This is a genomic window from candidate division WOR-3 bacterium (genome assembly GCA_039804165.1).
In the GTDB taxonomy this organism is placed as follows: Bacteria; Hydrothermota; UBA3072; order UBA3072; family UBA3072; genus JAFGHJ01.
Genome location: JBDRZZ010000001.1, coordinates 65,557 through 86,948, shown reverse-complemented (window position 1 = coordinate 86,948; position 21,392 = coordinate 65,557). Strand labels below are relative to the sequence as shown.

The 21,392-nt window shown below is 33.8% G+C and carries 21 protein-coding genes; 7 read left to right on the top strand and 14 right to left on the bottom strand.

Features of this window, described 5'->3' with window-relative positions; all coding sequences use genetic code 11:
- Nucleotides 1-3 precede the first annotated feature (3 nt).
- Both ABIN61_00440 and ABIN61_00435 read right to left on the bottom strand, forming a co-directional pair.
- A complete protein-coding gene (locus ABIN61_00440; GenBank protein ID MEO0292676.1) occupies nt 4-5,406 on the bottom strand; it encodes an RHS repeat-associated core domain-containing protein in 5,403 nt (1,800 codons plus the stop codon).
- A gap of 33 nt (nt 5,407-5,439) precedes the next feature.
- Nucleotides 5,440-6,033 carry a hypothetical protein gene (locus ABIN61_00435; GenBank protein ID MEO0292675.1) on the bottom strand — a complete coding sequence of 198 codons (594 nt, stop codon included), beginning with the start codon at nt 6,031-6,033 and terminating at the stop codon, nt 5,440-5,442.
- Nucleotides 6,034-6,365: 332 nt separating this feature from the next.
- On the opposite strand from ABIN61_00435, the gene ABIN61_00430 reads away from it, so the two are divergent.
- The 7 genes from ABIN61_00430 to ABIN61_00400 all read left to right on the top strand — a co-directional run bounded on the left by ABIN61_00430 (nt 6,366) and on the right by ABIN61_00400 (nt 11,585).
- Nucleotides 6,366-8,132, top strand: coding sequence for a secretin and TonB N-terminal domain-containing protein (locus tag ABIN61_00430; GenBank protein ID MEO0292674.1), 1,767 nt, complete (start codon nt 6,366-6,368; stop codon nt 8,130-8,132).
- A complete protein-coding gene (locus ABIN61_00425) occupies nt 8,129-8,608 on the top strand; it encodes a hypothetical protein (protein ID MEO0292673.1) in 480 nt (159 codons plus the stop codon). Before ABIN61_00430 ends, ABIN61_00425 begins: the two co-directional genes overlap by 4 nt.
- Nucleotides 8,601-9,101 (top strand): hypothetical protein, encoded by a 501-nt coding sequence (locus ABIN61_00420; protein MEO0292672.1) that lies wholly within the window; start codon nt 8,601-8,603, stop codon nt 9,099-9,101. Before ABIN61_00425 ends, ABIN61_00420 begins: the two co-directional genes overlap by 8 nt.
- Entirely contained in the window at nt 9,088-9,483 is a 396-nt protein-coding gene (locus tag ABIN61_00415; protein MEO0292671.1) for a hypothetical protein, read from the top strand. Before ABIN61_00420 ends, ABIN61_00415 begins: the two co-directional genes overlap by 14 nt.
- Before the next feature lie 94 nt (nt 9,484-9,577).
- Nucleotides 9,578-10,669 carry a hypothetical protein gene (locus ABIN61_00410; protein ID MEO0292670.1) on the top strand — a complete coding sequence of 364 codons (1,092 nt, stop codon included), beginning with the start codon at nt 9,578-9,580 and terminating at the stop codon, nt 10,667-10,669.
- Nucleotides 10,666-10,998, top strand: a complete 333-nt coding sequence (locus tag ABIN61_00405; protein MEO0292669.1) for a prepilin-type N-terminal cleavage/methylation domain-containing protein — start codon at nt 10,666-10,668, stop codon at nt 10,996-10,998. Before ABIN61_00410 ends, ABIN61_00405 begins: the two co-directional genes overlap by 4 nt.
- 23 nt (nt 10,999-11,021) lie before the next feature.
- Nucleotides 11,022-11,585, top strand: a complete 564-nt coding sequence (locus ABIN61_00400) for a type II secretion system protein (GenBank protein MEO0292668.1) — start codon at nt 11,022-11,024, stop codon at nt 11,583-11,585.
- On the opposite strand, the gene ABIN61_00395 is transcribed toward ABIN61_00400, so the two are convergent.
- Genes ABIN61_00395 through dtd form a run of 12 tightly spaced genes read right to left on the bottom strand, consistent with a single transcriptional unit; the run spans nt 11,563 to nt 21,392 of the window.
- A complete protein-coding gene (locus ABIN61_00395) occupies nt 11,563-12,879 on the bottom strand; it encodes a hypothetical protein (protein MEO0292667.1) in 1,317 nt (438 codons plus the stop codon). The two genes, ABIN61_00400 and ABIN61_00395, sit on opposite strands and share 23 nt — an antisense overlap.
- 23 nt (nt 12,880-12,902) lie before the next feature.
- Nucleotides 12,903-13,577 carry a 2-C-methyl-D-erythritol 4-phosphate cytidylyltransferase gene (ispD, locus tag ABIN61_00390; protein ID MEO0292666.1) on the bottom strand — a complete coding sequence of 225 codons (675 nt, stop codon included), beginning with the start codon at nt 13,575-13,577 and terminating at the stop codon, nt 12,903-12,905.
- A complete protein-coding gene (locus ABIN61_00385; GenBank protein MEO0292665.1) occupies nt 13,570-14,196 on the bottom strand; it encodes a hypothetical protein in 627 nt (208 codons plus the stop codon). Before ABIN61_00385 ends, ispD begins: the two co-directional genes overlap by 8 nt.
- Complete coding sequence (gene radA, locus ABIN61_00380; protein ID MEO0292664.1) at nt 14,193-15,518, bottom strand: DNA repair protein RadA; 1,326 nt, start codon at nt 15,516-15,518, stop codon at nt 14,193-14,195. The genes ABIN61_00385 and radA overlap by 4 nt, the downstream gene beginning before the upstream one ends.
- On the bottom strand, nt 15,518-16,258 hold the full coding sequence (locus tag ABIN61_00375) for an ATP-binding cassette domain-containing protein (GenBank protein MEO0292663.1): 741 nt from the start codon (nt 16,256-16,258) through the stop codon (nt 15,518-15,520). Before ABIN61_00375 ends, radA begins: the two co-directional genes overlap by 1 nt.
- Nucleotides 16,255-17,589 (bottom strand): replicative DNA helicase, encoded by a 1,335-nt coding sequence (gene dnaB, locus ABIN61_00370; protein MEO0292662.1) that lies wholly within the window; start codon nt 17,587-17,589, stop codon nt 16,255-16,257. Before dnaB ends, ABIN61_00375 begins: the two co-directional genes overlap by 4 nt.
- A complete protein-coding gene (locus tag ABIN61_00365) occupies nt 17,586-18,212 on the bottom strand; it encodes a uracil-DNA glycosylase (protein ID MEO0292661.1) in 627 nt (208 codons plus the stop codon). The genes dnaB and ABIN61_00365 overlap by 4 nt, the downstream gene beginning before the upstream one ends.
- Nucleotides 18,185-19,336 carry a bifunctional phosphopantothenoylcysteine decarboxylase/phosphopantothenate--cysteine ligase CoaBC gene (gene coaBC, locus ABIN61_00360; protein MEO0292660.1) on the bottom strand — a complete coding sequence of 384 codons (1,152 nt, stop codon included), beginning with the start codon at nt 19,334-19,336 and terminating at the stop codon, nt 18,185-18,187. Before coaBC ends, ABIN61_00365 begins: the two co-directional genes overlap by 28 nt.
- A gap of 3 nt (nt 19,337-19,339) precedes the next feature.
- Entirely contained in the window at nt 19,340-19,528 is a 189-nt protein-coding gene (locus ABIN61_00355; GenBank protein ID MEO0292659.1) for a hypothetical protein, read from the bottom strand.
- Nucleotides 19,529-19,531: 3 nt separating this feature from the next.
- Nucleotides 19,532-20,104: a guanylate kinase gene (gene gmk / locus ABIN61_00350; protein ID MEO0292658.1), complete on the bottom strand. Its 573-nt coding sequence runs from the start codon at nt 20,102-20,104 to the stop codon at nt 19,532-19,534.
- Complete coding sequence (locus ABIN61_00345) at nt 20,104-20,952, bottom strand: DUF1732 domain-containing protein (protein ID MEO0292657.1); 849 nt, start codon at nt 20,950-20,952, stop codon at nt 20,104-20,106. Before ABIN61_00345 ends, gmk begins: the two co-directional genes overlap by 1 nt.
- Nucleotides 20,949-21,392, bottom strand: coding sequence for a D-aminoacyl-tRNA deacylase (dtd, locus tag ABIN61_00340; protein MEO0292656.1), 444 nt, complete (start codon nt 21,390-21,392; stop codon nt 20,949-20,951). The genes ABIN61_00345 and dtd overlap by 4 nt, the downstream gene beginning before the upstream one ends.

Genomic DNA, 21,392 nt, shown 5'->3' with positions numbered 1-21,392 from the left:
ATCTCATTTCCACAAGTTTTCCATCCATGTAGGAAATCTTATTATTAGTAGTTTCCCTTCTGGGTAATTCTCAAAATTCGATATCCAATCATTATAGTAGATCCAAGTTTCGGGATCCTGAGTCCTATATTCTTTATTACCAAGAACAGTAGGGACTGTGATACAACCCTCTGACCCAGTTCCACCTATATCTTTTTTTCTACTTCCAGCATGGATCCATAACCTATCGGCTGCTTTTTCACCATAATATTTAGATCTGGGATTTATATTTATCTCTTCTGTGGGGACTTTACCTCCACTGTTAATCAATAATGCTTTATGCGGAGCAAAAGACTTCCCAGCAGGTTTAGTATCCAGTTTATAATCATATAGACGCCAGCTTCTCGCAGCCGCATTTGTTCCAGGTACGTCTGCTCTGGTCTTTGAATAATACACTCCATTAGGAGCGAGGGACATAGCGGCTAATTCTGGACGATTCATCGCCGCATAAGAAATCGCATTGGAGAAGCTTCTTGGGAAACTACGCCAAACATATTGTGTTGACCCATATTGTGCACTCTGATCATATTCAACCGCTAATATAAATTCACCATTAGGATCTTTATATCTGAATGGGTCGTTTACACAGTAAACATATGGATTTATAGATTGTGGATTGCTTAACTCTAAACCTCCCGGCATAAGCGTATGCGGATCAGGACTCAAAAATCTCCCAATATTCCCAGAATAATACCTCGCACCAAAGTAATGGAGTCCTGTCGGGTCTTTCTCTTTGGAGGTGAATTCACGATTGTCGGAGAGACTTCCAGATTGCCATTTCAGGTTCCCAAAAGCTTCGTATTGTTTTCTCTTTAGAATGCTTCCGGTTTTATCAGTAATCATAATGGGTGAACCCAAGCGGTCAAGATGGTAGAAATATAAGCTCCCATCAACTTCTTTTGCAAGGAGACGGTTACCTGCATAAATGTATCTCGTTGGAGGCGTCCGAGTAGAACCCGATTCACAACGAACATTATCAACCCAAAGTCTACCTCCACCTTCAAACCTCAATACCGTAACCTTAAAATTCATTGCATTCTGAGGCACATCACTCTTATTAACAGTCACAGAAAGCTTCGTCCAGTCTTTAGTCCCAGTTACCACTGATGAAGACTTAACACTAAGTTGGGTAGACCAATTCACATCCCAAAATTCAACCATTATCTTCACTCCACCAGTTAAATTCTCCGCCTTTACCCAACAAGAAGCAGTGAAAGGCTTCTTCACCTCTGAAAGAGAAAAATTCTGCATCCAACACTCAACATTCTGCATCGTTGAAGAAAAATTCGGAGAATAAAGAGAGTACTTACCCTCCTGAGACTCACTCGAAGTCACATTCCAGTAAACATCCACTGGCCACTTACCCCAACCATCTGTATTACCACTCTCAAATCCAGGATTCTTGAGAATGTTGGGAGAATCGTCTTCCTCAAAAATTAAATTCCCAAAGTTGTCGTAAAAATAATTACTTGTAAAAGATCCAGAACCATACTGCTCTACCTCTTGCCTTATTCTTTGATTACCTTTGTAATAATACTTATAAGTCTCATCAGGAGTAACAAGCACAGTCATATTACCATCTACATCATAACTAATATTATCCACTACACTACTAATCCCAACAACTCTTCCGTTCGCATCATAAGAATAAGTCCTCTCCCCATCACTCTTTAACTTATTTGTCCCTGAATAATAGGTATACTTCTTGCTCCCATAATCAACCTCAAGCCTATTCCCTACTTTATCATAAAGATATGTATGCTCATAAGTCCCAGGCTCCCCAGTAACCCACTCCCTAGTAAGTCTCCCAAGAGCATCATATTTAAACGTGCTTGTCCTCGTATTACCTTTATATATACTTATAAGCTCCCCACGCTTGTTATACAAAAATTCCCTCTGATAAGGATCAGAAACACCTTTAATCTCCATCCAATTCATCCAATTCCTCGGCTTATATGCAAATGTATCCTTAACCCCACTAGGAAAATTAATACGACTCAAAAGCCCTGCCGCTGTGGAGGAAAGAGATACCTGAGTCTTTCCACCTATCTTAAGATAGGAAATATTCCCAAATTGATCATAACCATACTCCACTGGGTAATTATCAGGATATCTTAACTCCGTTACCCTCCCTTTTAAGTCGTAGGAATATTTGAAATCCAACTCCTTCCCATAAGGAGTAAACGGAATAACCTTCTTTTGAGCAAGATTCCCAAACATATCATAAAAATAAACCTCCCTTAAATTAGCATTCTGGAAACCTGTCAACCTTCCCTTAGGATAATTTAAATTTGAAGGAGGAGTATAGGTTACACCTTTTATTGTATAGTTATCATAGAAATATTCCTCAAGAGTATCTTTAAGAACAGAGTAAGGAGGTGATTTATACCCACTCCCTATTATTAAAACATCTTTAATTTCATCCTCCCAATTCCCACAGGGATAACCGCACGGAAAAGCACCTAAAGCTTTGCCTGTATGAGTAATTTTTATTCGCGTAATGATATTCCCGTAATTCTTAGGCTTAAACCGATAATTATACTTGTTAAGCTCATAACCCCAAGAGTTTGCAGATAAAGAACCTTCATATATTTCAATTGTCTTAATAAAAGTATCAATAGGATTTGAAAAATACACTTCTAAGGAACACTTCCCTATTACATACTGAGAACCATCACCATATACAACTCCACATCTCGCCATAAAACTTATTTGAACATCTTCCCAGCTAGATATATCTAAATTTAACTCCCACTCCGCTGAACTCTCATATTCCGGAATAATCTCCTTGATCTCAGAATCATATAAAAGAGTGTCTGTTACATTAACTATAGGGGGAGTATATAAGCATGGTTTCCCTTTTCTTTTGATCCTACCTAATTCATCATATTCATAAAAGATATTCTCCCCTCCATTCTGAACGTGAAGCTTTATCTTACCGTCAGGATAATACTCAAATAAATCCTTCCCCCTATCAGGACCATTACTCTCTAATAACCGCCCAAGCCAGTCATATTTAAAGGTTGTTTGTTTGCCTTCAGCATCTTTTATTTTTGTAAGGTTTCCATTGACATCATAACTATAATAAGTCCAATTTCCAAGAGCATCCAAAACACTTATTAAATTACCAGATGCATCATTAACCAATCTGGTGCGGTAACCCATCTCATCATAAACATCCGTTGTATCCCTTTTATACTCATATTCCACAACCTCCCTTCCAGATTCGTACGAACTCTTTGGATATTCTATCTCCCTCACTCTCTTAAGAATATCAAATTTCTTTTTAACTGTATCCGCTTGAAGAGCAGTGCTAAATCTCGGAATTGTTTCTTTATTCAAATTCCCATTCTTGTCATAAAAATACTCCTGAATTATCTCTTTCCCAGAAAGCGAAGGTTGTTTAGTCTTCTTAAGTCTTCCCAGTCCATCATAATAATAATAGGTAACATCTGCGCTCGAGAAGGAAGAACGTTCTTTTGCCCAATGCTCAAAATCATTATATTCATATTCCCCAAGAAGTTTATATTCCCCAGAAGTTCCTTTTCTATAATTTACCAATCTTCCATAAACATCATAATAAAATTCACTAATTACTCCATTTTTATCGGTAAAGCTCCTAAGATTACCCTCTTTATCAAATTTTAAAGTCTCAATTGATCCATCTGGATAGACCTTGTGATACGGGAATACCGCATCATCATCATAGACAAATTGATAGGTGTTATTCATATAATCTTCCATTTCAACAAGATTACCACAAATGTCATACCAGTATTCCTTTGAACGAGTCTCATTCTCATTTATCCACTCGGTCTTTTTGGTAAGGTTTCCACGATACTTATAACCTGTATTAAAATATTCAGAATTATGAAAAGTCACTATTTCTGGATAACCATTAAAACAGCTAATATCCTTTAATTCATTCTCATCATACTCAAACTCTGTGTGATTAATTAAATTCCCATTATTACTATATTTCCTTATTGAAGCCGGAAGATGAACTAATAACCTACTATAAATAGTATCTCCTTTCCAATCCTTAAAATATCGATAATCCTTCTCATATTGAAAATCCTTCTCTACCCTCCAGTTATCGTAGGAATCAACGTCGTCATAAATAAACCTCTTATTACACCATCCCTCCCACCACCTATCAGGGGTTTCAGGATAAATAATCGTATCCCACTCCATCCCATAATACTCAACATATCCATGAAACATACATTTCTTCTCATTACCAAAATTGTCGTAATCATATTCATATAGCTCAAAAATATCCCCAACCCCTATTACCGTGTCAGATGGATTCTTCTGAATCGCTCTATATTTTAAAACAGGACGCAAAACACCCGAAGGAAGAGTGGTCTCATCTTCCTTCGGAGAAAGTCTATTCTTACCTTTGTTACCTATAACCCAATATAACCACTCTAATTCCAAAGGCCTTCCGCTTTTGTCAAATCTCATTATCTTATAAGGCCTCCCATACATCAACTGCAGCCTCTTCGGCTCAACTTCCTTAAAAATACTACTTTCTTTACCAAAACTATAATATTTAAAATTTTCCCTTAAATACTTATCATTCACATTCCAGTAAACTATACTATCACCTTCAGGTAAAACTACAGAACATTTCCTATAAATAGGATAAAAAGAAAAACCATCTGAACACCCTCTCGACCACTCTCCTCCCCAGTCTTCCCTCTCTCCAACTGAGCTTTTTTTAAGATCTGTACCACCTGCATAATGATACTCATACCTTAAAATCTCCGAACTTCCAGGAAGCACTACCTCCTTCTTTTTAATTCTACGATACTTAGTTAAACTCAGAGTCGAACTCTCTACTGTCTCATATTCATACCTGTATTCAGCACCATCAGGAGTGATAAACCTAACAAGCTCCCCTGTATTATTATCATAGAAAAACTTATACGAAGGATTTATCTTATATACTCCACTATAAAAATCGTTGCTATAAAAAACTACTGAATCTAAAAGAACTAATTCATGTCCATACCAATATTCTATAGCTTGAGGTATATTTCTCTGTGTATAATAAAACCTAACTTCATAAACACTAACATTTTCACTCACTACCCATCTAAACAACTTGTCCACCAAGAAAAAATCCCATGCACCAGAATTAGGATTATCTATCTCTTTACGCTCAAACCTACACCACGTGGTTGGAGTAATAATGGACTCTGGAATTCTAAATGCATAAGGACGCGACTCACGAAGCTTTTCCCTAATATACTCACGCCATGTAAATCGCACAGAATTACCATTCTTATCTACCATCTCAGTAAGCATACAATTCTGCCTTAAAGGTTCATCAGTATTGAAATCGTAATGAGGATAATTCACACCCTCTCCAAAAATATATCTCCACTCAGGTGTTTAAAAGATAGCCCAATTTCTCTCAGCACAAGGATCACTCGGTAATATCGCTTCACAATCCTCCGCCAATACCCCACCACAATCTCCCATATAAAAACTGTAAGTTCTATCATTAATACGAATCTCACCTACAACTCCTCTCTTCTCCCACCATCTATAGGGAACAGAAAACTCCCCAGGCATTATATTCCAACCTAAACCACAAGTTCCTAAATCCTCTGTAACTATAAACTCATCATTCCCTATAAATTCACTATTGTTCCAACCATAAGTCCAAGTTCCACTAAAACCTCCTATCCCAGCCAAAGATAAAGGAGAACCATGATAAACAAGATAAACATCATAACTTTTGTTACCTCTAATAGGTAAACTGGTAAGTTTTATTTTAATGGATAATAGTCCACTTGAAACATCTATACTCTCTTCCGGAATATTGGCAGAGATACTATTCTTGTTAAAACCTACTTGATAAGTATCTAACCCATATGAGTATTCTAAAACGGTTCCCCCTGAAGAAGACTGAGCACTTGTTGTAATCTTTAAGGAGTCAATAGAATCGGCATTCATAAGAAAGATGATTATTAATAAACCCATAAAATACCTCCTATAAATAAAATTTTAAAAATTAATATATATTCTCCTTCTCTCTACTTTTCCATACCCGCCCAATGATTAAGATCTTTGTTTTTAAAAAATTATACAAAAATAAAAATTTGTCAAGATGAAAAATTTCTAAAAATACTTTTTATTAAGGATAAGGAAACCTGGGTTTTAAAACTAAAAACTAAAAATAGAAACTTCAATTTCCCATAAAGAACTATTGAAAAAATAAGTCTTATTCCTTAAATATATATAAATAAATGTGCATCTTATAAGAAATTAGTAGACTTGACAAATTCACAAAAAAATACTATCATATTTTTGTTATGAAACGATTATTTACTTTTCTAATATTCGCTTTCCTAATCTTGAAGGCAGAGGATGAAAGAAAAATTTCTGTTTCGTTTGAGAATCTCCCGGCTCAAGAGGCTATTCAATTATTGAACCAACAATATGGATTGAACGTTGTTCTACAAGCGGATGTCCAAGGGACTGTAACGCTTTATCTCTCAGATGTAACAGTGGATCAACTTCTATCTACGTTAGCCCAAACTCTTGGATGCTCTGTTACCAAAGAAGAAAATGTTTATTATTTAATCAGAGGCAAAGCGCCAAAAATGGATGTGATTGTAGAAAATGGTCTCCTCTCCCTTGACTGTGAAGATGTAGAAATTGAGCGTCTATTAAAAGAAATCTCAAAAAAAAGTGGATTAACAATAGTAGCTGGAGAGAATGTGAGAGAAATGAGAATTTCAGGTTATCTTAAGGAAGTCCCTATAAAAAAAGGATTAGAAGCCTTTCTCACTTCAAAAGGCTTTGAAATTATAGAAAGAGATGAAATTATAGAAGTCATAAGAGCAGAAGGAAGAGAGAGAGAACGAGGAAAAACTATAAGGAGAAGGACAACCGGTGGAATAAGAATAAGCCAAGACACTTTAATTACTATAGATGTTAAAGACCTGGATTTACAAAATTTTATAGATGAGCTATCTCAGCAAACTGGGATAAATATTGTAACTTATGGAGAAATTACAGGAATGGTTTCAGCAAATATAAAAGACCAACCTATTGGTAAAACCCTCAATCTTGTTTTAAAAGGGACAGGTTATGGGTATAAGAAGACTGGAAATGTTTATATAATAGGAAAAATAGAAGGAAAAATTCCAGGGGAAGGAATAATATCTTCTGTTACTCTTGTTCCGCTTAAATACCTTAAAGCGGAAGACGCATACAAGCTATTGCCACCTTCTATCCCCTCTTCTAATATAAAAGTTGTTGAAGAACATAACTCTCTACTTTGTTCAATGGCTCCTTCTCAGCTTCAAGAAGTGGAAGAATTCTTAAAAGAAGTTGACATTCCTACAAAAAGGGTCAGAATGAGAGCTATTATTCTTTCAGTTTCAAGAAAAAAATTATCAGAATTGGGAATAAAAGCAGGCGAAAAACTCGTTGACTCTTTAAAATTAGCTCCTGGTGAGGTCAAATTGACATTTACAAAAAAAGATATAGATGAAATATTGGATTATATTTCCTCCTCTCTCAATATTGGAACCTCTATAAAAATTCCCGCAGATTTCAGGATAATGATAAATGCTCTTGAACAAAAAGGGATAGCAAAGGTGCATGCAGAACCAAGTATTGTAACAATAAGTGGACAAAAAGCAAGTATCAATGTGGGATGGCAAGGATTTTATCGGACAAGAGTGGGCACCCCAGAAAATCCAATAATTGAAGTCCATTCAGTAGACGCGGGTGTTAAACTACTTATAACTCCTTGGGTGGGGAAAAACAATGATGTAACTGCCGATGTAGAAATAGAGGTCTCAGCAATATCCGGAATTAGTGCAGAAGGATTACCAGAGCTCTCAAAACGTTCCGTTAAAACCACCTTGAAACTCCAAGAAGGTGAAACAGCAATAATAGGAGGTCTAATTCATAAAACGGAAACTGTCACCAAAAATAAAATTCCAATCCTCGGAGATATTCCCCTTATTGGCGATTTTCTCTTTTCTAGTCAATCCGTTAACACAGATGAATCCGAGTTAATTGTATACTTAACACCTGAAGTTATTCCTTGGAATAAGACAGAATGAGAAAATTATTTTTTTTAGTAATTTTACTTGTAATAAATTGCATATCTAATTTTGCAACTTCCCAAAAGACAGATACAATACCTATATATTTCGAAAAAATTTCTGGGAGATATGGTATCTTAGGGGATAAAACACAACTTTATGTGTTAAAGAATTCAAAAGGCAAATTTATCCCTGTGGAAGATTCCTTAAAGGCCAAATATTTTGTTAAATTTCACATAACTTCTTCTCTTTCTGGTCTTAAGAACCCTGATTATAAAATATACGAAGTTATTGCGAAAGTAAAAGCAAAAGAGAGCTCTTCAATAGTTGGAATAACGGAAGCGAAATATAAAGGCAAATGGGAGGATGTGGTTTCTTTTCTCTCTCAAAACACAGGAAGGAATTTGGTTTCTATTTTAAAAAGAGTCACTAAAACTGAAAAACCACCCCTTCCATCTGAACCTGAAGAGGTAGAAGACTCAGAAAATGAGTAAATATCGTAGAGTCATTTCCGCAGGGATAGTAATCCTTATAATTTATTTTTTTCTATTCAGCAATTTAGTGAAAAAAGTAAAAGAAAATAATAAAATACTCCTTGCCACAGAAAAAAAGTTTCTTTCGTACTCCCACGGAGAGGCGCTTTATAGTTACTATTTTTCTTTAGAAAAGTATTTATCAAAAAGACTTAAAGAATATATAGAATTTAAAACACCATCAGAAGGCATAACCCACTTATTATCATTAGCTAAATCTTCAGGACTCACCATAATATCAATCCTTCACTCTCCAGTTATAAAAACAAATCCCTTTTCTTATGTTACTGTGGATTTGGAACTCTTAGGAAAATATTCTGAAATTTGTTCATTCTTATATCAACTGAAATTAGAAGAAACTCGGATAGAGAAAATAAAACTATCAAGAGGTCAAGAAGGAATAACTCTTCAACTTCGTTTAAGACTTTTTCTTTTAGATAATGTCGACAAATAAAATAGTAGGATATTTATTATTCTTAATTTTTATAATTGCATTTTATGTTACCTTACCAAAAGAACCAAGTTCCTCTTTCCCTAAAATTGAAATAAATTTTAAAAAGAAAAAAAATGTAGAAATCCCAAAAATAGAAAGAGATCCTTTTAGATATAAAACAAATTTTTCAGGAGAAATCTCAAAATTTAAGAAAACTTCTTCTATTACTATTAAAGCAATCTTATGGGATCCTAAAAAACCTTCTGCTGCAATTAGTATAAATGGAGAAAAGACAATTTTCGTAAAAGAAGGAGATAAAATAAACAATATAAAGATTCTAAAAATCTATCCAGATAAAATTATAGTTGATGAATATGGCAAAAAGACAATTAATTTTAAATAGAGGTTTTTCTCTTGTTCTTACTTTAAATATTATTTTCGTAATTTCTTCATTATTAGGCTCTTTCTTACTAATAACCAATCACCAATTTTGGAGATTGAATAAATATGTTGATTGGGAGCAAGCTTTTTATATTGCCTCTTCGGGATCGGCAAAAATCTCAAAGATTTTACCTTCTTCGGAACACAAAGAAACAGACACACTCTTTGGAGGAGAATTAACAATTAAAGCAAAAATAGAAAAGGGTTTTATGGAAATAGAATCCACGGGAAAATTTAAAAAGGAAAAAGTCACTGTTCTCTCAGAATATGGGTCAAAATTAGACTCAAGTATTGCTGATGTTAGGATAATCTTAGAAACAACTCAAAAACCAGAAATATATGGATATATAAATGGTAACATTATGGTTGGAGAGAAGCTACCTTCTTTAAATATAACTGCAATAAAAGAGAAAATTAGTTTATTTACCGCATACATTCAATCTCCCTTTAAGGCAGATACTGAGCTATTCTCCCCTCAGATTTTTAACGACAAAAAGAAAGTTCCAGAGAAAGAAATTATTTTCGTTAATGATGTTGTATTCTTTCAGAGTGATACTTTTGACTACAAAAAAACAATTATAAGCTCTTCAGACATAATAATAGAAAATGGAATTCTTAAGAATCTTACTCTTATTGCTTATGGAGAGGTGAGAATACAAAATGATTCAAAGTTGTATAATGTCTCTATTTTTTCTGCAAATTCAGTTATTTTAAGTGGATACAGTTATTTTTCAGGAGAGATTATCTCAGAAAACGAAATTAGAGTTGCGGAATTCTCTCAGGTGGAAAACTCGTCGGTTTTGATTGCTTATGGAGAGACAAATCAAATAAAATTCACCGAATCAGCCTCCTTTTGTGGGAGTGCAATATCTATAGCAGAGAAAACTATTGCAGGCGGTTATCAAAATATAATCTTAGTAGAAAAATATGCTAAATGTAAAGGATTATTATATTCAACAGGTAAAATTAATATTCAAGGTAAACTGGAAGGCCTTTTATGTGCCCATTCTCTTTATGGAAGAAGCTCAAATGGACATTATGGAAATGTGCTCGAGGGAGAAATCATAGGAGAAATTCCGGAATCAATTTGTCTATCCTACTATTTAAACACACAGAAGATAAAAAGAAAAAGCTGGAAATTAATGTGAAAAAAGGGTTCACTCTTATAGAAATTATTATTTCAATAACAATTATCGCGATTGCTTTTCTTTCTCTTTATCAATTCCTTATAAAAAGTCTCTCCTTTTCAGAGAATATAAGAAAGAAAGAAGTTGCTTTACTTCTTGCAAGAAAAAAAGCTGAGCATACTCTTGGAGGAATAGATTCTCAGAAGGACACTGTTAGCGTAGATACGTTAGATAAAATAATTTATGAGACGATTCTAAAAATGAATAAAGAACTTCCACCTTTATGTAGTGTTAAAGTTTATGTAAACAAGAAAAGAATTTTGGCAATTCAATTCCTGAAGGAACTATAGGATGATATAAATTAGGGTTTAGGATGAAAATAAAGAAATCCAGGAATACTCCAAGTATTTTTACTCAACGTCTCGTTAAAAATAAAGCTTTTACTTTAATAGAGTTAATATTTGCCCTTTTTATTTTCAGTATTCTAAGCACGGTTCTTTTCACTACCCTCTTTCAGATATATAGAAGAACAAATGAAAATAGATGGAAAGATGAATTAACAGAAGAGGGGGTAAAAATATCTAACATAATCCAAAGGAACTTAATAAATGCATGTGAAATTATATTCGCGGACGAAGATAGTCTTACTTTTTTAAATGAAGAAGGTAAAATTTCTTCTTTTTCTTGGAGAGATTCTCTTTTATTTAAATCGAAGGAAAAAATAGTTTCAAAAGAAATAAAGGTTATCTCTTTTAAATTTATATATTATCTTTCACCTAATTTTCTTAATGAAAGTTCTCCCCCGGTTTACTATCTACCTCTTGATTTATTGAGTCTTAAAAAAATAAAAGTTATAGATTGGGAAATAAAACTTAAAAAAGGAAGAACCACAATCCATTTAAAAAGTGGTGTTTTTATTCGGAATATAAGGTTATAGCAAAATCAAAATTTATTACACCTTTTTCCGTTTTTATCTTTTTGATATTTATCTCGCTTACCATCCCAATATCTTGAATTTTAGAACAAAACTCCATAATAGCTTCATGGGTTTTTCCTATCCCAATTAGATTCACAACAAATCCTTTCTTTCTCTCTTCAATTTTTGGTTCACTCTCAAGCCCAAGCAAACAAACATCATCTGGAATACACCTAGATATTTCAAAAAGAAACTTACCCCAAGAAACTCCTCTCCTTATTTCTTCATTCAGCCTTAGCTTCTCCTTCAACTTCATAACTTTAATTTCCATCTTCCTTGCCCTTTCATATGAAGTATTTAATCTATCAATTCGCTGATTAAAAACAAAAATCCAAATCTTCCCCGTAATTAATAAAAATATAGGGATAGATATTAAAATACTAAAAAAATAAACTACACTTATTAAGAATTTCTTTATTCTTAACTCTCTTCTCCGTTCTTCCTTTATTCCGATAAGAAACTTTGGCGTGAGATCGTTTTCAAACTTCATAATTGGAGCAAGTGAGAGCCCATATGCAAGAATCGCTTCAGGGGGGAGACCTTTTGTAGTATAAATCCCTTTAATTTTGGTTTTATAAGAATAGAAATCTTTCTTCAATTCCTTTATCTCTTTATCACTAATATCACCAGTAAAGTAGATTTTCTTTACCGAGCCTACTTTATTTAATAAAATATCTAATTCTTTCTTTAGAGAACTTATCTTTTCTTTTTCTTCATAAAAAACACTTCTCGTGAATGTAATTTTCCTATCTTCAAGGTATGTAAAAATAAACTCTCCTCTTCCAATTTCAACAACTAAAACTATATTCTCTATTTTTTCTTCTTCCATAAAAGGATAGGCAATTGCAAAATTATCTGGAATAATCCCGGAAATTAAGTAATTTTCTATTGGTAAGGTGGTAATTCTTTTTCTTATCTCTTCCTCTTTACCCTCAACAACATAGATAATAGAACCATCTCCTTTAGGAATTGCAAAAACTTTGGTTATATAATCTTTTCCTCTCCCAATTGTAAATTCACTCAAGTTTTTTATTACAAAATTTTTAGCTTCTTCAGGATCTCTATTTGAAAAATTTTTTATTTTTACGAGAAAATTATTTTCTCCAGCATTTACATATATCTCATTACATCTTTTTATTTCTCTTGACTTAAATAACTCATTTAGAGACTGAAACCTCAAAAAAGATATTTTTCCTCTTTCTTTCTCTCTTATTACTAAAATTGCTCTTTCAATATGAACTCCAGCAATTCTCATTTACATCTCCTTGGTTCATAAAACTAAAACTTATTCCCATAATTTTTCCTGTATTCTAAAATCGCTTTGGCAAGTTCCATATCATCTTGGTAAGTAATTTTTATGTTCATAGGATCACCTTTTACCCAGCAAATTTTGTAATTTAGCCTCTCGGCAAAAGCCAGTTCATCTGTAAAAGAATACTTTGAGTATAAATCTACAATCTCCTTTAAAATTTCTCTTCTGAAACCTTGTGGAGTCTGAACTTGAAGCAAGTTCCTCCTTTCTAATGTCCATAAAATTTCATCCTTCTTGTATAGCTTTAAAGTGTCTTTAACCGGAATTCCCGGAGCACAAATTCCTACCTTTTTTACCCCCTCTACCACTTCCCGAATTATATCAACACTAACAAAAGGACGAACTGCATCATGAATTAAAATTAATTCTCCAGAACTCTCTTTAAACCCACTATAAACCGAATCTTGTCTCCTTTCTCCACCCACTACAACTTTAACTTTCTCTCTAAATTCCTCAACTAACTCTTTAACAAATGAAACCTTTTCTTTAGGAACTACAAGAATAACGCTGTTTACTCCATACTCAATAAATCTTTCTAAGGAATAAAGAAATACTGGCTTATTACCCAATAAAGAAAACTGTTTATAGACACCGCCCATTCTCTCCCCTCTTCCTCCAGCCACAATTATAGCTTCAATCATTTCCTTTAAATCTCGCAAAAACCTTTCTTTTAAACTTACTTTCTATTACCCCTTCCACAATACACTCAATAGAAACGGGACGCTCTTCTGGAAAATTCCCTTTTATCTCCACAATTGTCCCATCTTCTAAAAAACCCTCTGCTTTGTCATAACCATAATCCACATAATTAACTCTAATCTTCTCGCCCCTTAATAAGTTAGGCCTCCCAATTTTATCAAGGACTTTTATGTCAATACATTTAATCCCTTGAATTTCAAGCTCATCTTTTACTTCTCCTGAAACAACCGCTGGACAACCTAATTTCCTGCAAAAAAGAGGTAACTCTTCCTTAATAACTTTTGGTTTAAGACCCTTGAAAATTCTCAATCTATCCTTAAAACCTTCAGGCAATTCATTACTTTCTAAAAACTCATCAATCTTTTTTATATCCTTTTCCGATATAACCGGAATTCCTTCAAGAATACCAAATTTGAACAACTCTCCAACTCTTCCATCCTTAATGGCTGATAAATGCACAGCCTTATAACTTTTCCCTCCTTCAATTTTAATATTCCTATACAAAAGCAAAAGTGCAATAACCCATCCCAAAAATCCAAGAATAATTGTAGAGAGAATCATAAACCACAAAACTCCTTTGCTTCATTAATATTATTAACTTTCAGAAGCTCAATCTCTTCAGACTTCAAATCCCCTGCTTTTGAGGGAATAATCATCTTTTTAAAACCAATTCTTTTCGCTTCTTGAATTCTGCTTGGTATAAATGGAACTGCTCTTACTTCTCCAGCAAGACCCACTTCTCCCACCACACAAAGACTAGAGCTAATAGGCTTATCTAATAAGCTGGATAAAATAGAAATAATAATTCCAAGGTCAATAGAAGGTTCAAAAATATTTATACCTCCTGCTATGTTACAGTAAACATCATATCCTCCCATCTCTATCATAAGTCTCTTCTGTAAGACAGCTAATAAAAGGTCAAGTTTCCTTTCATTAAAACCCCTTGCAATTCTTTGAGGATAAGAAAAGCGCGTTGGTATAACAAGAGCTTGAATTTCTACTAAAAGAGGCCTTGTCCCTTCTACAGTAGGAGTAATTACCGAACCTGAAGCTTTTTCTTCTTTCCCAGAAATAAGATATAAGGAAGGATTTGGAACTTCTTTCAATCCTTTTTCATCCATATCAAATATTCCAATTTCATTGGTTGGGCCAAAACGATTTTTTCGTGAACGTAATAATCGGAAGGAATGAGTGCTTTCGCCTTCCATAAAAAGAACTGTATCTACCATATGCTCTAATGTCATTGGACCAGCAATATTTCCTGACTTTGTGATATGTCCAACAATAAAAATTGTGATATTATTTTTCTTTGCAATTTCTACTAGCCCAGAGGTAATTTCCCTAACAAGTGAAACCGAGCCTGGGATTCCTCTTCCATCCTGAAAAGACATAACTTGAATAGAATCAATTACAACAAGGTTTGGACGCTCTTTATTTATTAAAGAGAAAATACTCTCAATGTCTGTTTCTGAAACCATTAAAATTTTTTCTTTCCCTAAACCCAACCGCTCTGCCCTCATTTTCACTTGTCCTAAAGATTCTTCTCCAGAAACATATAAAACTTTCCAAATCTTGGAAAGAGCACCACAAATCATAAGAAGTAAAGTGGACTTCCCAATTCCAGGATCTCCAGAAAGAAGAATTAAAGAGCCCAAGACAATCCCTCCGCCAACCACCCTATCAAATTCCGAAATTCCTGTTTTAATTCTTTCTTCTTCTCTAATAGAAATTTCTCCCAAAAATTTAGGGGTTAAGGCCTTAATTGATTTTACCTTTTCTTCTTTTTTCTCTTCAACCTCTAGAAAGGTCTCCCAATTCTTACACTGGGGGCACCTTCCAAACCACTTTAAAGATTTAAATCCGCATTCACTGCATATAAACATTAATCAAGAGATAAAGAACTACTCTTTATAAACATTTTCATACTAATATTTTTTGTCTTTAGAGCTTCCCCTGGAGTTCCATCAAAGACGATCTTACCTTCCGAAAGCATTGCTATTCTATCAGCCACTTTAAAAGCGGAATGTAGGTCATGAGTTACCATAATTGTTGTTTTTCCAAGTTGCTCCTTAAGATGAATCATCAAATTATTCATTTTATCGCACATTATAGGGTCAAGCCCTGTTGTAGGCTCATCATATATAATGTAATCCGGATCAAGACTTATTGCTCTTGCAATCGCTACTCTTTTTTTCATTCCTCCAGAAAGTTCCTGGGGTTTCTTATCAAAAGATTCCTCAGTTAGCCCAACAAGAGCTAATTTCTCCCTTCCAATCTCTTCCATTTTCTTTATATCCATTTTAGGGAAATGTTCTCTTATTCCAATAATCACATTCTCAAGAACTGTTAAAGAATCAAAAAGCGCAGAACTCTGAAAAACCATTCCAAATTTTTTCCTGATTTCAAAAAGATGAGATAAATTTTCATTTATATTAATCCCATCAACCCAAACTTCTCCCTTATCAGGTTGAAGGAGGCCAAGAATATGCTTTAGAAGAACGGTTTTTCCACAACCACTTGAGCCAACAATCGCAACAGTTTCTCCTTTATCAATATTAATACTAACTCCTCGGAGAACTTCATTCCTCTCAAAACTTTTCCATACATTCTTCACTTCAATCATTCTACTTCTACCTTCTGTAAGTTATCAAAACGAGCGTATTTTCTACTAAAAGCAACTTCAAAGCTTCCAATTGGTCCATTACGTTGCTTCGCTATAATTAATTCGGCTTTTTCCTCAGGGACCTCTACACTCTTTTTAAATTGATCGGGTCTATGAATAAATAAAACAAAATCTGCGTCCTGTTCAATGGCTCCCGATTCCCTAAGATCAGAAAGAATTGGTTTAGAATCTCTCCCTCTTCTCTCAGGCTGTCTCGAAAGCTGAGATAGAGCAACAACAGGAATGTTCAACTCCATTGCAAGTGATTTTAAAGCTCTACTTATAGCGGCAACCTCTTGCTCTCTTGTTTGAATCTGAGGTCCTTTAATCAACTGAAGATAGTCTGCAAATAATATACCTATATTGTATTTCTTCTTCATCCTCCTTGCTTTTGCCCTAAGTTCAAATATTGTCATAGAAGGAGAGGCATCTATATAAAAAGGTGCTTCTGTTAACCTTGAAACTGCGGACGTTAAAGCAACCCATTCATCCTCCCTTATATAACCTCTTCTTATTCTATTTCCATCAATCCGAGCTTCGGCAGCAAGTAATCTAAAAATGAGGCTTTCCCAGTGCATCTCAAGAGAAAAAAAGAGCACAGGAATATTTTCTTTAATTGCAATATGAGCAGCAAAATTTAAAGCCAAAGCGGTTTTCCCAACAGAAGGTCTTGCAGCTATTATTATTAATTCTCCTTTCTGAAAACCGCTACTCAAATGATCAAGCTCCAAAAGCCCTGTTGAAATTCCTGTAATTAAATCTTTTTTTTCTGCTCTTTCTTCTATTATTTTCATAACTTCCTTAAGCAAAGGAGTAATTGGCATAACTCTCTCATAACCTCTTTTTTTTCTCACATCAAAGATCAAATTTTCAGCCTCATCAAGAATTAAGTCCACATCTTCTCTTGCAGCACTTGCCCTATCAATTATCAATCTACTTTTCTCTATTAACTCCCTAAGAATTGCCTTTTCTCTCACAATTTCAGCGTAATATATCACATTTTCTGGAGAGATTGTCCCTTTAACAAAAGAAGCCACATAACTTGAACCTCCAACTTTCTCAAGTGCCCTATCTTTTTTCAGTCGCTCAACAACAGTAACTACATCAACCTTCTGCCCTTTATTATAAACATCGAGAATTGCATTATATATAATGCTATGACTAGGATAGTAAAAATCTTCAGGAACTAAAACGGTACTCACCTCTGCCACAGCCCCCATATCAACCAACATACTTGAGATCACAGCAATTTCTGCTTCTTCAGAATAAGGAATTCCAACTTTCTCAATCAAGAGACACTCCTTAAAACTCTTTTAAAATCTTCAATTACAATCTCTTCGCTTTCAGGATTCCTAACAACATAAGCAGGATGAAAAGTAGGAATAGCTGGATAAGATAAATACTCTAATCTTTTACCCCGCACCTTTGAGATTCCTTCGAAATCTCCACTTACAAGAGAAAGAGGAATATTACCAAGCAATACAATTATAGAAGGATTTATTAATTTAATTTGCCTTACTAAATAAGAATTGCACTTCATTATTTCATAGGGAGTTGGAGCTCTATTCCCTGGCGGACGGCACTTTACAACATTTGTTATAAAAACCTCTTTAGGGTTAATTCCTGCTTTCTCAAACATCTCATCCAGTTTCTTACCGGCCATTCCAACAAAAGGTTCTCCTTGTAGGTCTTCTTCCCTACCAGGGGCTTCCCCAATAAAGAAAATCTTTGCGTTAAAAGGTCCCTTACCAAAGACAGTATTATTCCTATTTTTCCAAAGCTCACATTTTTTGCAATTCTCAATCTCTTTTTTGAGTTCATGGAAAGGCGACTTTTTTATATAAATTTTTTCAAAGCCCATATACTTAAATAGTTTTAAAATTTCTATTATTTTATTTTTTGAATAATTTTCCATGCCAATTCTTCTTTAGAACAATTAAATTCTTCTTCTCCTTTCTTGGAAATAATTATCCCTGCACTCTCTTCACTCCCAATCGAAGAAACAAAATTTCCAACCATTATATCACAACCTTTCTCTTTCATTTTTTCTAAGGTTGAAGCTCTAAGATTCTCTTTTTCTAAAGAAAAACCTACTATAAATTGATGTTTTTTCCTTTTCTTCAACTCTTTAAGAATGTCAATATTACTTTTTAACTCAAGAACAAGTTCCTCTTTTCTCTTTATTTTCTCCTCTTTTGGATTAACGGTAAAATCAGAAACAGCTGCACTCATAAAAAGATAATCAACCTCATCCCATCTATCTAAAATTTTATTAAACATTTCTTCTGCAGAATTTACTAAGGTAATTTTATAGGGAAGATCAGGATCAAGGTTTAAGGTATTCTTACCCAAAATCAATTCTACTTCTCCCCCAGAAAGGTAGCAATACTTCGCAAGATAATAAGCCATTTTTCCTGAAGATTCATTTGTTAAACATCTCACAGGATCAATTTTTTCTACCGTTCCCCCTCCAGTTATAAGACAAAGATCCCCTTCCAAAGTTTTTGGGGAAAGAGCCTTCTCAATTTCCAAAACAATCCGAGAAATTGAAGGAAGCCTACCTTTCCCTTCCACCCCACAGGCAAGAGGACCCTTAGAAGGCTCTAAAAAATAATGTCCACAACTTTTAAGATATTCAATATTCTTGATAAGAACTGGGTTTTCAAGCATCCTTGGATTCATAGAAGGACAAAACAATATTTTCTTATTATAGGCTGCAATAGTTGTAGAAAGAAGGTCATCCGCCACTCCAGAAGCGGCTTTCCCAATAATATTGTAATCTGCGGGTAAGATTAAAAAAAAGTCTGATTCAGAAGATAAAGTTATATGAGGGATATCATCCTCCCAAAGGGAATCAAAAACCCCATCACTAAAGATAGATAAAACCTGAGAAGAAACGAACCTTTTTGCATTTTCGGTTAAAATAACCTTCACTTTAGCTCCTCTTCCTTTGAGTTCCCTTACAAGAAGAGGAACTTTATAAGCAGCAACACCTCCTGTAACTCCAATAAGAATAACCTTTTCAAAAAGAAGATTCAAAATTTAATCCTCTTCCTCAATTAATTCATACTCTATATTACCATCAATAAACTCCTCAATAGCTTTGTAAACAGGATTTTTTATGGTTGTCCTTTTAAAAGCTGTAAACCAATGTGCAGCTTTACCCATAACCACCACAGCTTTATAAATGTTATTAGACCTTTTCTTTATATCACTAAGAGAATAAATCATCCCTTAACCTCCTTTTAAGTTTTTCACTTTATGTCTTTCCGCTAATATTATAGCCTTAACAATATTTACTGTTTCTTTTAAATCTATATTCATAACCAAATAATCAAATTTTTTTATTTCTTTTATCTCATATAAAGCCGTTTCTAATCTCTTTTTTATTTCTTCTTCTTTCTCCTTGTTTCTTTTTTTTATTCTTTTAACCGCTTCTTCCATTGTAGGAGGAAGGAGAAAAATTGAAACAGTATTTTTAATTTTCTTAGAAACATTTATTTTACCTTTTACATCTATGTCAAGCAAAATATCTTTTTTTTCTTTCTCTCCTTTTATTATAAAATCTTTTAAGGTTCCATAATAATAATTATGGACTTTCGCCGTTTCTAAAAATCTTCCTTCCTTTTTCCATTTTTTAAATTCTTCCTCACTAATAAAATAATAATCAACACCTTCCTTCTCACCTTTTCTTTTCCCTCTTGTAGTTGCCGAAACAGAATAGAGAAGTTTCTCGTCCTCCTTAAGTAACTCTTTACAAACAGTGGTTTTACCAGCTCCTGATGGACCAGAAATTATTATAACCATTATTCTATATTCTCTACCTGCTCTCGCAACTCATCAAGTATTTCTTTTAAATCAATAACCTTATGGACAATATTAGCTGTATAAGCCTTAGAACCTATGGTATTCACTTCCCTCGCCATTTCCTGCAACAAAAATTTCAATTTTTTCCCCACTGCCCCATTTGACTTTAATAATTCCATAAAATAATCAACATGACTTTCCAACCGAACCAATTCCTCGTCAATATCTTTAAAGGCAAAGAAATTAATATCATCATATGAAATTTGAATATCAAGTTCGTTTAATCTCTTGATTGCCTTCATAATTTTTTCCTTCTTCTCTTCCATCTCTACCCCAGACTGACTCAATATAAAATCGAGGATTTCTTTAAATTTTTTTATTTTGTTCTCAAGGTCTCTTTTTATAAACTCGCCTTCTCTTTCTTTAACCTCATTAAGCTCCAACAAAAGATTATCTAAAAATGGTGCTATTTCTTCCCATTTTATATTAAATCTAAAAAAACTTCCCCATTCATTAGCAAACCTCATCAAAAGAGAAATATCAATATCTCCCTTCAAATTGAATTTATCTTTTATTTTTCTAAGTCTCTCCAAATCTTCTTCCATAATTTTTTGATAAAAAATAGTATCCGTGAAATTACCATCCTCAATATAAGCTTGAAGTTCTATTCTCCCCCTAGAAAGCTTACTTTTAACTGCGTTATATATATTCACCCTATAAGGTAGCAAAAATTCCGGCAAATCGAGATTAATATCTATAAATCTACTATTATATGAAGCAAGCTCAAATCTTACATTAACTCCAAAAAATTCTTTTACTCCAGAAACAAAAGCTGTCATTGACTTCATTTTTCCACCATTAAAGTAACAGGCCCATCGTTTATTAATTCTACCTCCATCTTTTCTCCAAAAAATCCTTTTTTGCACAACACATATTTACTCATCTCTTCACAAAAAAAATCAAACAATTTCTTCGCTCTCTCTGGTCTTTCTGCAGAAGTAAAATCAGGCCTCCTTCCCTTTTCTGCATCTCCATACAAGGTAAACTGCGGAACTACCAAAACCTCTCCTTTTATATCTCTAAGCGATAAATCAAATTTCCCTTTATTTTCAAAAATTCTAAGAGTAAAAATTTTCTGAGCCAGAAAGGAAGCTTTATCTTCATCATCATTTTTCCCTATTCCAACAAAAAGTAAAAGCCCCTTTCCAATAGAAACTTCCTCTTTTATTTTTCCATCTTTAATTAGGCGAACCGAAGAAGAAAGAACTCTCTGGATAAGAACTTTCAA